The organism is Streptomyces sp. NBC_01689, from assembly GCF_036250675.1.
In the GTDB taxonomy this organism is placed as follows: domain Bacteria; phylum Actinomycetota; class Actinomycetes; order Streptomycetales; family Streptomycetaceae; genus Streptomyces.
The window spans coordinates 1,836,108-1,850,160 of record NZ_CP109592.1 but is presented as its reverse complement, the minus strand read 5'-3'; the positions used below and the strand labels follow the sequence as shown (position 1 = coordinate 1,850,160).

15 protein-coding genes are annotated in these 14,053 nt (G+C 72.1%); 6 read left to right on the top strand and 9 right to left on the bottom strand.

Going from position 1 to position 14,053, the window contains the following annotated elements:
* Positions 1–11: 11 nt before the first annotated feature.
* The 5 genes from OG776_RS07940 to OG776_RS07920 form a co-directional block, all read right to left on the bottom strand.
* Complete coding sequence (locus OG776_RS07940) at positions 12–341, bottom strand: ArsR/SmtB family transcription factor (RefSeq protein ID WP_148012050.1); 330 nt, start codon at positions 339–341, stop codon at positions 12–14.
* Between the two features lie 158 nt (positions 342–499).
* Positions 500–1,234 carry an SDR family NAD(P)-dependent oxidoreductase gene (locus OG776_RS07935; protein WP_148012049.1) on the bottom strand — a complete coding sequence of 245 codons (735 nt, stop codon included), beginning with the start codon at positions 1,232–1,234 and terminating at the stop codon, positions 500–502.
* A 563-nt stretch (positions 1,235–1,797) separates the two neighbouring features.
* The gene (locus OG776_RS07930; protein ID WP_187285846.1) at positions 1,798–1,971 is read right to left on the bottom strand and encodes a hypothetical protein; all 174 of its coding nucleotides are present in this window, start codon (positions 1,969–1,971) and stop codon (positions 1,798–1,800) included.
* A gap of 338 nt (positions 1,972–2,309) precedes the next feature.
* Positions 2,310–2,690 (bottom strand): anti-sigma factor antagonist, encoded by a 381-nt coding sequence (locus OG776_RS07925; RefSeq protein WP_261994820.1) that lies wholly within the window; start codon positions 2,688–2,690, stop codon positions 2,310–2,312.
* A gap of 308 nt (positions 2,691–2,998) precedes the next feature.
* Positions 2,999–3,949: an NADP-dependent oxidoreductase gene (locus tag OG776_RS07920; RefSeq protein ID WP_148012047.1), complete on the bottom strand. Its 951-nt coding sequence runs from the start codon at positions 3,947–3,949 to the stop codon at positions 2,999–3,001.
* A 70-nt stretch (positions 3,950–4,019) separates the two neighbouring features.
* Here OG776_RS07920 and OG776_RS07915 point away from each other — a divergent pair, with 70 nt between their 5' ends.
* The 4 genes from OG776_RS07915 to OG776_RS07900 all read left to right on the top strand — a co-directional run bounded on the left by OG776_RS07915 (position 4,020) and on the right by OG776_RS07900 (position 7,956).
* Positions 4,020–4,967: a GlxA family transcriptional regulator gene (locus OG776_RS07915; protein ID WP_148012046.1), complete on the top strand. Its 948-nt coding sequence runs from the start codon at positions 4,020–4,022 to the stop codon at positions 4,965–4,967.
* A 636-nt stretch (positions 4,968–5,603) separates the two neighbouring features.
* Positions 5,604–5,786: a hypothetical protein gene (locus OG776_RS07910; RefSeq protein ID WP_329326387.1), complete on the top strand. Its 183-nt coding sequence runs from the start codon at positions 5,604–5,606 to the stop codon at positions 5,784–5,786.
* Between the two features lie 3 nt (positions 5,787–5,789).
* A complete protein-coding gene (locus OG776_RS07905) occupies positions 5,790–6,902 on the top strand; it encodes an MFS transporter (protein WP_329326385.1) in 1,113 nt (370 codons plus the stop codon).
* A 64-nt stretch (positions 6,903–6,966) separates the two neighbouring features.
* Complete coding sequence (locus OG776_RS07900) at positions 6,967–7,956, top strand: zinc-binding dehydrogenase (RefSeq protein ID WP_148012123.1); 990 nt, start codon at positions 6,967–6,969, stop codon at positions 7,954–7,956.
* Positions 7,957–7,978: 22 nt separating this feature from the next.
* Here OG776_RS07900 and OG776_RS07895 read toward each other — a convergent pair whose 3' ends face one another.
* The 3 genes from OG776_RS07895 to OG776_RS07885 all read right to left on the bottom strand — a co-directional run bounded on the left by OG776_RS07895 (position 7,979) and on the right by OG776_RS07885 (position 10,356).
* Complete coding sequence (locus OG776_RS07895) at positions 7,979–8,407, bottom strand: VOC family protein (RefSeq protein WP_148012044.1); 429 nt, start codon at positions 8,405–8,407, stop codon at positions 7,979–7,981.
* A gap of 376 nt (positions 8,408–8,783) precedes the next feature.
* Entirely contained in the window at positions 8,784–9,554 is a 771-nt protein-coding gene (locus OG776_RS07890) for a DUF427 domain-containing protein (protein ID WP_148012043.1), read from the bottom strand.
* A gap of 55 nt (positions 9,555–9,609) precedes the next feature.
* Positions 9,610–10,356: an SDR family oxidoreductase gene (locus OG776_RS07885; RefSeq protein ID WP_148012042.1), complete on the bottom strand. Its 747-nt coding sequence runs from the start codon at positions 10,354–10,356 to the stop codon at positions 9,610–9,612.
* Between the two features lie 470 nt (positions 10,357–10,826).
* On the opposite strand from OG776_RS07885, the gene OG776_RS07880 reads away from it, so the two are divergent.
* Positions 10,827–11,198 carry a cupin domain-containing protein gene (locus tag OG776_RS07880; RefSeq protein ID WP_384954326.1) on the top strand — a complete coding sequence of 124 codons (372 nt, stop codon included), beginning with the start codon at positions 10,827–10,829 and terminating at the stop codon, positions 11,196–11,198.
* Positions 11,199–11,559: 361 nt separating this feature from the next.
* Here OG776_RS07880 and OG776_RS07875 read toward each other — a convergent pair whose 3' ends face one another.
* Entirely contained in the window at positions 11,560–12,456 is an 897-nt protein-coding gene (locus OG776_RS07875; protein ID WP_329319758.1) for an RNA polymerase sigma-70 factor, read from the bottom strand.
* 473 nt (positions 12,457–12,929) lie between these two features.
* On the opposite strand from OG776_RS07875, the gene OG776_RS07870 reads away from it, so the two are divergent.
* Positions 12,930–14,000: a ferritin-like domain-containing protein gene (locus OG776_RS07870; RefSeq protein ID WP_148008204.1), complete on the top strand. Its 1,071-nt coding sequence runs from the start codon at positions 12,930–12,932 to the stop codon at positions 13,998–14,000.
* Positions 14,001–14,053 lie beyond the last annotated feature (53 nt).

Sequence of the window (14,053 nt, the reverse complement as noted above, 5' to 3'; positions counted from 1 at the left end):
GGTGGTTGCGGCTACCGCTCGGAGGCGGGGCTCTGCCGGGCGTCGACGAGGTCCAGCAGGCCGGGGAAGCGGCTTTCCAGCTCCGCTCTGCGCAGGGTCACCTTGCGGCTGTTGCCGTAGTTGACCTGCCGGAGGAGGCCCGCCTCGCGCAGCACGCGGAAGTGATGGGTCAGCGTCGACTTGGAGATGTCCAGCCCGAAGGACGCGCACGTCCGCTCGACGCCGTCCTTCTCGCAGCAGAGTTCCTCGACGACCTTGCGCCGCTGGGGATCCGCGAGAGCGGCGAACACCGCTCCGATCTCCATCTCCTCGAGGGTCGGGTGGCCTTCCGGGTCCGGCATGGCGGCTCCTCCCTTCGGCGGGGCGCGATTCCATCAAGGTACGAAGAAAATCGTACCATGGGTGCTTTTGCCCGGGCCGCCGCCGTATCGGAGCGGGCGGAGCGTGGAGGACGAACGGGGCTGCACGGGGGTGCGGGGACGTACGGGCGAGGCGGAGGTCAGATGAGGGCGGGGCGGCCGCCGCCGACTTCGAGGAGGGCGCCGGTGATGTAGCCGGCCCGGTCGGAGGCGAGGAAGGTGACCGCCTCGGCGACCTCCTCGGGCTCGCCGACGCGGCCCATCGCGGTCATGCCGTCGGCGACGGCCTTGAGCATGGCCTCGTGCTCAGCCATCCCCGGGGTACGGATCGGGCCGGGGGCGACGGTGTTGACCCGGACGCCCTCCCGCGCGTACTCGGTCGCCCAGATGCGCGTCAGCTGCTCCAGTGCGGCCTTGGAGGCGGCGTAGATGCCGGTGCCGGTGGTGGCGAGGGTCGCGGCGACGCTGCTGATGTTCACGATGGAGCCGTGGCCGCGGGCGGCCATCCGGGGTGCCAGTTCCCGCACCAGGAGGTAGGGGGCCCTGGTGTTGAGGTTCATCTGGAGGTCGAAGAGGTCGGTGGTCATCTCGGGGGTCGAGTGGAACCTGTAGACGCCGGCGTTGTTGACGAGGACGTCGACATCACCCGCCTCCTCGGTCAGGCGCTGTGCGTCCCGCGGGTCGCCGAGGTCGGCCTGGACGAAGCGTGCGGTGCCGCCGGCCGCGGTGATCTCCGTGACCACCTCGTCGCCGCGTGCGGTGTCCCTGCCGTGGACGACGACATCGGCGCCCTCTCGTGCCAGTTGCGCGGCCACGGCACGGCCGATGCCCGCGGTGGCTCCGGTGACGAGGGCCGTACGTCCGGAAAACTCCATGATCCTCAGCTCCTCCGTAGCGGCCGGACCGGCCGGGTGCCCCGCGGGCCGCGGGTGCGGGGTGCACCCGCGGCCGCTGTCGGCCGGCTCATGGCGTCCGGGGTGACGCGGGAGCGGGGCGGCGGACGCGCCGCCGTCGGGTCGTGACGCGCGGCTCGCGATGCGTCCCTCGTGGCGAGCGCCCGCGAGAGGCGCTGCGTGTCGCGCGACCCGGCGGGAGCGGCGGCGATGGGGCCGCGCTCGCCGAGGCCGGGGGCAGGCGTCGCGCGCGCCGTCCAGGGCGGCAGGAAATCCCTGACGGGACCGCGTCCTCGGTCACCTTCGGTGGTGTCGGCGACACCCCTCACATTGTAGTCGCGGCGTCACGGCCCGGCGCTGCGGAACGGGCTTCCGGACGCTCGCGGCAGCGGTGCTCCGCGGGGTCCGCAGGGAAGGTCGACCGGAACCAACAGAACTGACGGCTCGTCAGGTGGTGCCGTGCGGAACCCCTTTCGGTGCGGCCGGGGCGGTCGGACCGGGTCGGGGACTCGCTCGGCGCTCCGGCCGCCCGGATCGCTGCCCAGCTAGAGGGAGGAGTCCTGGGTCGCGGCCGAGGTCTGCGGACAGGTGCGGGGGGCCTGGGGTGCCGGCCGGTCGCTCCGTGTCGCGGGGGAGGCGGCGCGCAGGGCGGACACGGTGCCGGGGAGGCGGATCCGACGCAGCCGGGCGGCGGGAACCATCGTGCAGGTGATCGGCATGGAGGCGTCCTTCGGTGTCGTTCCGCCGGGGGGCGTGGGTTCGTCGCCGTCGCGGTGCCGGGCAGGCGTGTGGGCCGTGACGGGCGACCGAGCTGCGGCCCGTCCGGCAGAAACCGGTACGGAACCTTCCGCTCTAGGTACGGCTTTGATAGTACCTAGGGGTCCCCCGGCGTGGAGGGCTGTCAGGTATGACGCGCGTCATACCTTCCGCTCTCCCGCGGATGACGGGACGTCGGTCCCGGGCCAGGTCGCGCCTGAGCGTTGCGTACCGTCAGCCGGCGATGGACGGATCCGGGGGTCCGATGTCGCACGCGCCGCGAGGCCCGGCCGGGCCGTCGTCACAGGGTGCCGGGCGCCGTCTCCGGCTGCTCCAGGACCTCGTCGAGGGTCGCCGAGGGCGGCAGGACGCTATCCAGGCCGGTCACCGTCAGCATGCGCAGGGTCAGCGGACGGTCGCAGACGAGGTGCAGGCTTCCGCCCCGGGCGAGGACCCGGCTTCTCGCCCGGTACAGCAGACGCAGCCCCGAACAGTCGAAGAACTCGACGGGCCGCAGATCGATCACGACCCGCGGCTCGGGCGGGCGGGTGGCCGAGTCCAGATACGGGGCGATCGCCAGAGCGGTGAGGATGTCGATCTCCCCGTGCAGCTCCAGCACGGTATGGCCGCGGTCCTGGTGGACGCGCAGATTCCGGTGCGGCGGCGCGGGGGCGTGGTTCACGACGACATCGCCTCCAACCGGCCGCTGGTCCGCCCGTGAGGGCAGGGGGCGGCTCACAACTCCGGCCCCCGCACTGCAAGTTACCCTCGTTGGAGTGAATTTCAGCATGTTCGATTGACATATGTCTTCGATTTGAGCGGCGAGTCTTTCAGCAGTCCGCCGCTCGGCTCGGCCGGCGCGGTGTGCTCGTCCGCACGGCGCGCTCGGCGCGCGCTGGAGGGTAGGGCGATCACCGGGGAGGCGATCATCACGGAGGCGCGCGCCGCGCGGGCACGGGCGCCGAGCGCGCCCGTGCCCCCCGGTGTGCGTCAGTCGACCACCAGCACCAGCTTGCCCACGGTCCGGCCGGTCTCTCCGAGTGCGTGCGCCTCGGCGGCGTCGGCCAGGGGGAACGTGCCGGCGATCGTCGGGCGCAGCAGGCCCTCGTCGACGAGGTCCGCGACCGCCCGCATGCTCGCCTGATCGGCCTCCACGAGCATCCGCGCCGCCCGTACGCCCAGCCGCGCGGCTTCCTCGTACAGCTCCTCGGGGCCCATCGGCAGGATCGACACCACGATCCCGCCCTTGCGCAGTACGCGCAGCGACCGGAAGGTGTTGTCGTCGCCGATCGTGTCGAGGACCACGTCGACGTCGCGGACAGCCTCGGTGAAGTCGGTCTCCCGGTAGTCGATCAGCTCGTCCGCGCCCAGCTTGCGCAGGTAGTCGTGCTTGCCCGCGCTCGCGGTGCCGATCACGTACGCGCCGCGTGCCTTGGCGATCTGTACCGCCACGTGCCCGACCCCGCCGGCCGCCGCGTGGATCAGAACGCGCTGACCCGGCTGTACGTCGGCCGTGTCGACCAGTGCCTGCCATGCGGTGAGCGAGACCAGCGGCAGGGCGCCGGCCTCCGTGTGGTCGAGGCCGGCCGGCTTGCGCGCGAAGGAACGCGCCGGAGCGGTCACGTACTCGGCGTGCGAGCCGTGGCCGAACGGATAGGGCAGCATGCCGAAGACCTCGTCGCCCGGCGCGTGAACGGTCACGCCGATACCGACGGCCTCGACCACGCCGGACACGTCCCAGCCCAGGACGAAAGGCGGCCGGCCGAGGAACGCGCCCGTCGCCCGGTGCTTCCAGTCGGTCGGGTTGACCCCGGCCGCCCGCACCCTCACCAACACCTCGCTGGGCCCGGGAACCGGGCGCTCCATCTCCACTTCCTTGAGGACCCCGGGGTCGCCGAGAACGTCCTGACTGATCGCGCGCATCGTGTTCTTGTCACTCATGGCTTCCACCCTGCCCGGATCGGAAGCTCCGTGAAATGGCACGATTGCCAATCTCCGATAGGATCGTGCCATGCGGCGTGCGGAGAGAGTGGTCGTGCTGGCGCTCGACGGTGTCTACCCCTTCGAGCTCGGCATCCCCAGCCGGATCCTCGGTGCGGCCGACGACCGGTACGAGGTGCTGACCTGCACCGTCGACGGCGGGCCGGTCCGCAGCAACGCGGACTTCTCGATCACCGTCGAGCACGGTCCCGAGGTCCTGCGCACCGCGGACACGGTGGTGATCCCGGCCATCACGCCGTCGAGCGTGACCGAGGAGCTGCCCGACGAGGTCGCCGCGGCACTCGCGCTCATCCGGCCGGGCACCCGGCTCGTCTCCATCTGCACCGGCGCGTTCGTGCTGGCCGCGGCCGGGCTGCTGGAGGGACGGCGGGCCACCACGCACTGGCAGCTCGCCGACGAGTTCCGCCGTGCGTACCCCGGCGTGGACCTGGACCCGGACGTGCTCTTCGTGGACGACGGCACGGTCCTCACCTCCGCCGGTGCCGCCTCCGGGGTCGACATCTGCCTGCACATCCTGCGCAAGGACCACGGCAGCGAACTGGCCAACAGCGTGGCGCGGCGCTGTGTGGTGCCGCCCTGGCGTGACGGCGGTCAGGCCCAGTACATCGAGCGGCCCGTTCCCGATCCCGTGGCGACCAGTACGGCCGCGACCCGGGTGTGGGCACTGGCCCGTCTGGGTGACCCGCTGACCCTGGCCGACCTCGCGGGCCACGCCCGGATGAGCCTGCGGACCTTCGCCCGGCGGTTCCACGACGAGGTGGGACTGAGCCCCGGCCGCTGGCTCATCCAGCAGCGCGTCACCCGCGCCCGCCACCTTCTGGAGTCCAGCGAACTCTCGGTCGACCAGATCGCGGGCGAGGTCGGCTTCGCGACGGGCACGTCCCTGCGCCAGCATCTGCACGCGGCGATCGGCGTCTCGCCGCAGGCCTACCGGCGTACGTTCCACGCGGCCCGCTGACGTTCCCCGCCGGCTCTCCCCGCTGACCCGGGCCGCCTGAGCGGCCCGGCTGAGCGGCCCGGCTGAGTGGCCGGACCGAGCGGCCGGGCTGAGCGGCCGGGCTGAGCGGCCGGGCGACGTGACGCGCCCCCCCGACCGTCGTACGCGTTCCGGCCGTCGCGCGCGCTCCCGCTGTCGTGCGCAACCCCCACCGTCGCGCGCGTTCCGTCCGCCGGCCGTCATCGCCCCGGTCCGAAGCCGCGGAGGGGACCGTTTCGCATGTCCCGGACCTCGCTGCGCCGCCAAGTGCCTTTCTCCGGGCGGGTGTTCCGTGCCCTCTCGCGCCCGCGGTGCTCTTTCCCGTGCCCTGGTGCGACACCGTGGCGTACCGGTGGCCACGTTCCGGCGTGACGGGCTCGTGCGGCCGCCCGGCCGCGTGAGGGGAAGCGTTCGCGAGTGCCCGCCGAGTGCGCGTCCGGCTCCGTAATCGACCGACCGGCGGTCCTGTCCATGGCAGGAGCTTCCCGACGGGCCTCCCGAGAGGCCCGCGGTTGACTTTCAGGATGACTGAGGTAATCCTGATTTGTGGATGTCTTACATCATCCACAATGACGTGGAGACCGAGTCGCTCGCATCCCGCACCTGAGGACCGATCCCATGACCAGCGCAGTCACCCGTCCGGGCGTGAAGCGGGGCACCATCCCCGTCTTCGCGACGGCGACGGCCATCACCGTGTCCAACATCTATTTCACCCAGCCGCTCCTGGACGAGATCGCCCGCGGCTTCCACACCTCGGCCTCGACCGCCGCACTGGTGGCCACGACCGGGCAGATCGGCTAAGCGTTGGGCATCATCGCCATCGTGCCGCTCGCCGACGGCGTACGGCTGCGCCGTCTGTCGACCGTGCTGCTGGCCGTCACCGCCGTGGCTCTCCTCGCCGGTGCCGCGGCCCCCTCGGTGGCCCTGCTGAGCATGGCCACCCTGGTGCTCTCCGCCAGTACCGTGCTCCCGCAGGTCATCATGCCGACCATCGTCTCCATGGCGACTCCGGGCCACGCCGGCCGCGTCCTCGGAGCCGTGGGGACCGGCCTGACGATGGGAGCCCTGCTCTCCCGTACGGCCGCCGGGCTGATCGCCGAAGCCACCGGAACCTGGCGGGCCGGCTTCGTCGTGGCCGCCGTGGCCACCGGCGCCCTGCTCCTGGTCCTCCCGCGCTACATGCCCGCCGACCCGCCCGTCCGGCGCGGACCGCGACAGAGCTATCCCCGCCTGCTGGCCTCGCTCCCCGGGCTGATCGCCGAACACGCGCCGCTGCGCCTCTCGGCCGCGCTGGGGGCGACGGTCTTCGCCGCCTTCTCCGCGTTCTGGTCGTCGCTCGCCTTCCATCTCACCGCCGCCCCGATCGCACTCGGACCCGCGGTGATCGGCCTCTTCGGGCTGTTCAGCGTCCCCGGAGCGCTGGCCGCCCGCTACTCGGGACGCCTGGCCGACCGCTGGGGCGCGCGCAGGGTCAACGCCCTGTCCCTCGCGTCGGTCCTGCTCGCCTTCGCCCTGTTCGGAGCCACCGGCCAGTCGCTGATCGCCCTCGCCGTCGGCTGCAACCTGCTCGGTTACGGGACCACCAGCGGTCAGATCGCCAACCAGGCACGCATCTTCGCCGCACCGCCGGAGATCAGGGCCCGCCTCAACACCGTCTACATCTTCGCGGTGTTCGCGGGCGGCGCCGTCGGGTCGGCCGTCGCCGGAGTGATGTTCTCCGCGTTCGGGTGGACCGGCGTGGTGGTTGGCGGAGCCGGCTTCGTACTGCTCGCGGGAGTCGTCCTCGTCGCGCAGGCCGCGCACGTCCGCGGCCGGGGCGAGAGCGGGCCCGCGGTCGCCGGCGCGGTGCACCCGCGGGCGTCAACGGAACAGCAGGGCAAGCGAGTTGGGAATGAACGCGGGCCCGCCGTACGTTGAGCACCGCCGTCCGGCTCTCCTACCCAGGGAAGAAGGCAGGCCCGTGACGTCCTCGCCGACCACCATGCGCGCCGTGCGGCTCTCCGCTCCCGGCCCCGTGTCCAACCTGCGGCTGACCACCCTCCCGCTGCCACCGAGGAAGGACGGCTGGGTACGCATCCGGGTCGAGGCGTTCGGTCTCAACCGCTCGGAGCTGAAGCTCCGGCTGGGCCTGAGCGTGGGCGTCGGATTTCCCCGGGTCCCGGGCATCGAGGCGGTCGGCACCGTCGACGCCGCCCCGGACGGCAGCGGGCCGGCCGTGGGGCAGAAGGTCGTCGCGATGATGGGAGACATGGGACGCACCTACGACGGCGGCTACGCCGAGTACACGTCCGTACCGCTGTCCCAGGTCATCCCCGTCGACACCACCCTGGACTGGGAGGTGTTGGGTGCCCTGCCGGAGATGGTGCAGACCGCCCACGGCTCGCTCACCGTCGGCCTCGACCTGAGGGCCGGTCAGACGGTGCTCATCCGCGGCGGGACCTCCTCGGTGGGCCTGGCGGCCGCCTCGCTGGCCCGATGGCGTGGCGCCACGGTGCTGTCCACCACCCGGCGGGCCGACCGCCTGGACTCACTGAAGCGGCACGGTGTCGACCACCCGGTGCTCGACACCGGTGAGATCGCCCCCGCCGTACGCGAGCTGTACCCGGACGGGGTCGACGCCGCCCTCGATCTCGTCGGCACACCGACCCTGCCCGACACCCTGCGCGCGGTGCGCGTGCACGGCACGGCCTGCTTCGGCGGCAGCCTCTCCAACCAGTGGACGGTGAAGGACTTCTCACCGAACGAGTACCTGCCGAGGGGGGTGCGGCTGGCGGGCTACTTCGGCGACGCCGCCGACCTGCCCCGGGAGGTGCTCCAGGAGATCCTCGACGCGGTCGCGGCCGGGCGGCTCTCCTTCCCCGTGGACCGTGTCTACGACGGGCTGGAGCAGGTGCGGCAGGCCCACGACGACATGGAGAACGACCGCGCCACCGGCAAACTCGTCGTCCGCGTCCGGCACCGGGCCGGGTGAGGGACCGAGCGGGCCCTCCCCCTCAGGACGCGTCGGAGGGAGCGGCCAGGACTCCCCGGAGCAGACCGGTGGACTGGCCGACCTCGATGAGATGGCCGTCGGGGTCGCGCAGGTAGCAGCGGACCTCGGACGCCCGGTCGAGGGGCTCGGTCAGGAAACGCGCGCCCTTCGCGACGGCGTGCGCGTGGAACGCCGCCATGTCGGCCACGCGCACGTTCAGGAAGCTGGACACGCGCTCCGTCGTCCGCGGCACCTCCAGGGTGACGTCCGGCTTGTCCGGCGTGGGTCCGCCGCCGGGATTCATGATGAGCCAGCTGTTGGCCACCTTGACGATCGCCGGATTCTCCTCCATCACGACCTCGCCGCCGAAGACGTCGGCGTAGAAGCGTCGCGAGACCGCTACGTCGGTCACCGTCAGGAAGTACGTGAGGAGAAGGCCGTGTTCGGGCACGGGGAGATCGCCGTGAGCGGTCGTCGGTCCCGCGTCCCCGGGCCGCGGAGCCGTGCCGTGCCCGGCGGTCCCTTCACCGCTCCCCGCCCGCCGCTCCGTCCCCGCACCGCCGCCGTTCCCGTCCGTGTGCGCTGAATCCCTGTCCGACACCGTCTCGTACCTTCCCGTAGGTCCCTCACGTCACGGGGCGATCGCGCCACCACGTCGGTGCGGTCGCGCGTCGCGGCCCGTCTCCCCACGATGACCGGGTGCACCGGCGAGCTGTGACAGGTGCGCCGCCCGGTCGGGGGAAGGGCCCGTCCCACCGGACGACCGCGCCGGAACGGGACCCGTCCGGCCGGATCTCCGAACGGGTCCCGCTCCGACACGACTGCCTCTAGAGCCCGTCGGGGCGAGGCAGCCGGGTGCCGTCGACGAACAGGTCGACGTGTTCGTTGTAGAACGCCGTCATGCCCGCGATGCGGTTGGCCTGAATGGTGGGGAAGTCGTACATCCAGGCGATGTCGTCGTGGGTGGACACGTCGCTGTCGAACGACCAGTAACTGCTGGTCGTTCCCTTGTACGGGCAGTGCGTCACCGTGTCGGAGCGGCGCAGCAGGGTCCAGTCGACGTGTTCGCGGTCGAGGTAGTACCGGGTCGGCAGACCGGTCTCGAACAGCTTCACGCAGTTCGGCGCGTCCGCCAGCACGACGCCGTCCAGCTCCACGCGAACCCCGCTCGACGAACGCAGGGCGTCCACCCGGGAGTAGGGGCTTCGCGGGTGGACGAAGACCGGTTCGTCCTCCTCGAACCAGGAGTCCAGCGCCTTCCATTCGAAGCGGACGGTGCCGCGCAGGGGCTCCGGGGCGTCCTTGTCCCAGACCCACGCCGCGCCGTGGCGGACCTCGGACCCCACGCGCAGGGAATGGCGGCGCGCGGGCCCGGCGCCGAGCACCTCGACATGGCCGTCGTCCGTCAGCACCCCCTCGGCCAGGTCCTCGACGGGGATGCTGAACTGCGGGTAGGCGAGCCACTCCCACACGTACAGCGCGCGCCGGGTGTCGAAGACGGTGCGGCCGCCGATCAGCCCGCGGATACGCCGTGGTACGGGCTCCACGTGTCCGACCGGCGCGATCAGCCGTGGGTGCAACACGCTCTCTTCGGTCATCGGGTTCTCCTCGGTTCGGTCGTGACACGAGCTCTCGGTGCCGGGCGGAGCACCACTACCGCTGCCGGGCGGCCCAGTCGGCGAACCGCACCGCCCCGACGCGGACGTCGGGGCCGGGGAGCAGGGTGGTCTCCCGCAACTGGGCACCGAAGTAAGGGGCCTTCGGGTCCGCCACGACCGTGCGCGGGTCGTTCCCGGCGGCGAGACTCCCGGCGATCAGCTCGTCGAGCTGGAACGTGTCGGGCCCCGCGACCTCGACCACGCCGTGGACGGGGGCGCCGACGGCGGTGACACCCACGGCGGCGGCGACGTCGTCGGAGTACACCGGCCGGATCCCGACGGGGGCGAGACGCACGGTGTCACCCTGGGTGGCCGACTCCGCGATGCCCTTCATGAACTCGAAGAACTGCGTGGCGTGCACGAGGGAGTAGGGAATCCCCGACGCCTTGATCAGATCCTCCTGCACCTGCTTGGCGCGGAAGTAGCCGCTCTCCTGCAGGCGTTCGGTACCGACCACGGAGAGCGCGACATGGTGGGTCACACCCGCCTCCTGCCCGGCCCTGAGGAGGTTCGTGGTCGAGGTGCGGAAGAACGCCATGACGTCGTCGTCCGCGAACGAGGGGGAGTTGGAGACGTCCACGACCACCTGGGCCCCCCGCAGGACCTCGGCCACGCCCTCGCCCGTCAGTGTGTTCACCCCGCTGCCGGGGGAAGCGGGCACCGCCTCGTGGCCGTGCCCGGCGAGCTTGCTCACCAGTTTCGATCCGATGAGTCCGGTTCCGCCGATGACTACAACCTTCATGATGGGGTCCTCTCGGATGGGTGCCGCTGTGCGGTGCGCGGCGGAAGCCGACGTGGTCCCCCGTCGAGGGGGCTCTCGTCCGCACGGTGCGGCCGGGTCTGTACTTGCACAGACAGGGCAGCGGCGGGCCGTGTGACACCGCCCCCGTGGCGAGGGCCGCGGGCGTGACGTGGGGATCGGCGCGGGGATGCCATGGCGCCGCCGGACGGGACGCGGCCCCGCGGGCCCGGGAACGACGAGACGTCCTCCGTGTCACAGATCCATGGGTTCCCCGGTCATCACGGGCAGACGGCCATGGGAGCCGGGGACGTGACCTCGGGTCCGTCGGACGTGGGGCGCCCATGGCCACCCGGATGATCTACGGAAGGTGCGGCACAGTGTCGGACAAGGACTCAGCGCACGGTCACGGTCATGGGCACGGCGGCCACGGGAACGGCGAGGACGGGCCGAGCTGGACGCGGGCGGCGAAGATGCTTCAGGACGCCTCGCCGATCACCGTCCCCGAGGGTGCCTCGGCGATGACGATCCACGTCGCATGGGAGCCCGGCGACCCGGGAACCCCTCCGCACCGTCACTCGGGCCCCGCGTTCGGGTACGTCGTGGAGGGCGCGGTCCGCTTCGAGCTCGAAGGCGAGCCCGAGCGCGTGATCGAGGCCGGCGGTACGTTCTGGGAACCGGGCGGCGACGTCATCCACTACCAGGACGGCAACGCGCTGGCCGACGCCCGCACGCGCTTCGTGGTGACGATGCTCTGCGCACCGGGCAGGCCCATGCTCGAACTCGTCGACGAGGAGGAACTCGCCCAGCGCGCCCCTCTGCGCGCGCCGCGCCCCGGCGTCTGACCCGGCGGGCCGCCTCCGAGCGGCTTCCGCACGCGGCCGGCATGATCGCGAGGGGCTGGATGACTCGCCGTGCTGCCGCTCATGGCCTCCTGACCTGCGCCCGCCTGGCCATGGGCCGCAGGATGCCGACCGCCCGCCGGAACGGGTCCGAGCCGGCGGGCGGACGGTCGCTGCCGCTTCTCGGGCCGGGGGCCGACTCCTGGGCCGGGGGTGCCGTGTCCGGTCCCACCGTGGACCGGTCCCGCGCCGCGAGGGCCGCGGTCGGTGGTTTCCCCGGCCGGGCCCGTGCAGATGCGAACGCGGCGTGGGGCGGTGCCTCCCGTGCTCGGCGGGGATCCGTTGCTCGCTCGCGAGCGTCGGATCACCGGTCGAGCGAGGCGGCGTAGGGGCCCAGCTTGGCGGGGTTCATGACCCACATGACGCGTTCGATGCCGCGTTCCGACACGTCCACGGAGAGCAGGGCCACGGGGGTGCCGTCGACCGAGACGAGGACGGCGGGGCGGCCGTTGGCCTCGACCCAGCGCACCTCGGCCGGGGGCCAGAAGCGCGGGGCGAAGGCGGCGAGGTACTTGGACACACGGAGCCGCCCGACGACCGGGATCCTGGACGCGCCGCGGATGCCTCCGCCGTCGGCGTAACTGACCACGTCGGCGCTGAGCACGTCCTCCAGCGCCGACAGGCGGCCGGTCCGCGCCGCCGCGAGGAAGACCTCCAGCAGCCGGCGGTGAACCGCGGGGCTGACCGGTTCCCTGCGCTCCGCCGCGAGATGCTTGCGGGCCCGGCTGACCAGCTGACGTGCGTTGACGTGACTGGTCTCCAGGATGTCCGCGATCCTCGCGTACGGGTAGTCGAAGGCCTCCCGCAGGACGTACGCGGCCCGCTCCACCGGGTTGAGCTTCTCCAGCAGGAAGAGGACGGCGAGGTCCAGGGCCTCGGCCCGTTCCGCGCCCAGCTGCGGGTCCACACCGGTGTCGACGGGCTCGGGCAGCCAGGGCCCGATGTACCTCTCGCGCCGCACCCGGGCGGACTGGGCGAGATTGATCGCCAGCCGGGCGGTGACCGTCGCGAGGAACGCCGCGGGCTCGCGGATGCCGGTGCGGTCGGTGCTCTGCCAGCGCAGCCAGGTCTCCTGCACGACGTCCTCGGCCTCCGTCGAGCTGCCGAGCACGCGGTAGGCGATGCCGAAGAGCTGGGGACGGGCCGCGACGAAATCCCTCGTCGCCCGGTCGAGGGTGTCGATGTCATTGCCGGCGTGCATAGGAGCCTCCAAGTTCGCTACCGCCACGGCGCAAATATTGCCACGGACAAAAATTGTCCGAGTAAGCGGGGTGGGGTCCGTGCGGGCCCGGGAGCCCGTCGCGCCGGTTCCCGGGATGCGGCGGCCCCGGGGGTGGGCCGGGCGCGCGGGCCGGGCGCAACGCGGGGCGGCATCCGACGGCGGGGTGCGCACCGGCACCGATCGTGGAGCCGCTGTCACAGTTCCGGCGGCGGTCCTGTCTTGGTTGAGGGGCGAACGGTGGCGGGTGTCCCGGCGGACCGGGAACGGCCTGAAGGCCGCACCGGTCGGAGGCGTCGACCGTCCTGGACGCGGCTCCCGCCGACCGTACGGAACCCGTCCGGCCGGCGAGGTCCGCGTCCGCCGGACACTGCTCGGCCGCCCCGGCGTACGGCCCGAACCGCCGTCGCCACCCGCGTACTCACCCGTCCTCAGCAGTCGAAGCGAGAAGACCTGTGCCCCGTCAAGAACAGTCCGACGTCACCGAGACACGTTCACCGGCAGCAATCACGACCCTGGAGAGCCTCCGAGAACATCTGCAATGGGCGATCGAACTGGAACACGCCACTCTGCCGCCCTATCTCTGCGCCCTCTACTCGCTGGACCCGACGAGGAACCCGGACGCCGCCCAGGTCGTGAGCGGCGTCTTCGTCGAGGAGATGATCCACCTGGCACTGGCGGCGAACCTCCTCAACGCGGTGGGCGGCAGGCCCCGCCTCGACATGCCGGAGATGCTGCCTCAGCATCCCAGGCGTCTGCCGCACGGAGATCGCTCGCTGGAGATGTCGCTGGTGCCCTTCGGGCCGCAGGCGCTGGAGATGTTCCTCCGTCTGGAGCGGCCCGCGCGACCCGGTGCGCCCGCGGAGGGCGACGACTACGAGACGATCGGACAGTTCTACGACGCCATCGAGCGAGGACTGCGCCACCTGTGTGCCGAACTCGGCGAGGCCGCGGTCTTCTGCGGCGATCCGGCCCGTCAGGCCGCCGCGGGCCCCTTCGCGCACACGGGCGCGAAGATGACCGCGGTCACCGGCCTCGACTCGGCGCTGGCGGCACTGAAGGAGATCGTGGAACAGGGCGAGGGCGCGTCCCGCGGTGAGGTCTGGGACGGCGACGCGGACATCTTCCACTCCGAGCGCGACGAGGTCGCCCATTACTTCCGGTTCCAGGAACTCAAGGCGGGGCGGCGCTACCGGCGGGGTGACACGCCGCGATCCGGGCCCACGGGCGAAGCGGTCGCGGTCGACCTCGAAGGCGTGTACCCGATGCGCCCCGATCCGCGGATGGCGGACCACCCCGTGGGCAGTCCGATCCGGACCGCCCAGGAACAGTTCAACAAGACGTACTGCGTCCTGCTGAACCAGTTGGAGGAGGCCTTCAACGGCAGCCCGAAGACGCTGGGGGCCGCGACAGGCACGATGTACGCCCTCAAGGCGCAGGCGCAGAGCCTGATGCAGACACCTGACGGGGACGACACGTCCGCCGGTCCGACCTTCGAGTACATCGCACCCGAACTGCGCGGCTGAGCGACGCCGTCACGGACCGCCGGCGTACTGGTGACCCGGGAGGGACCCGACTT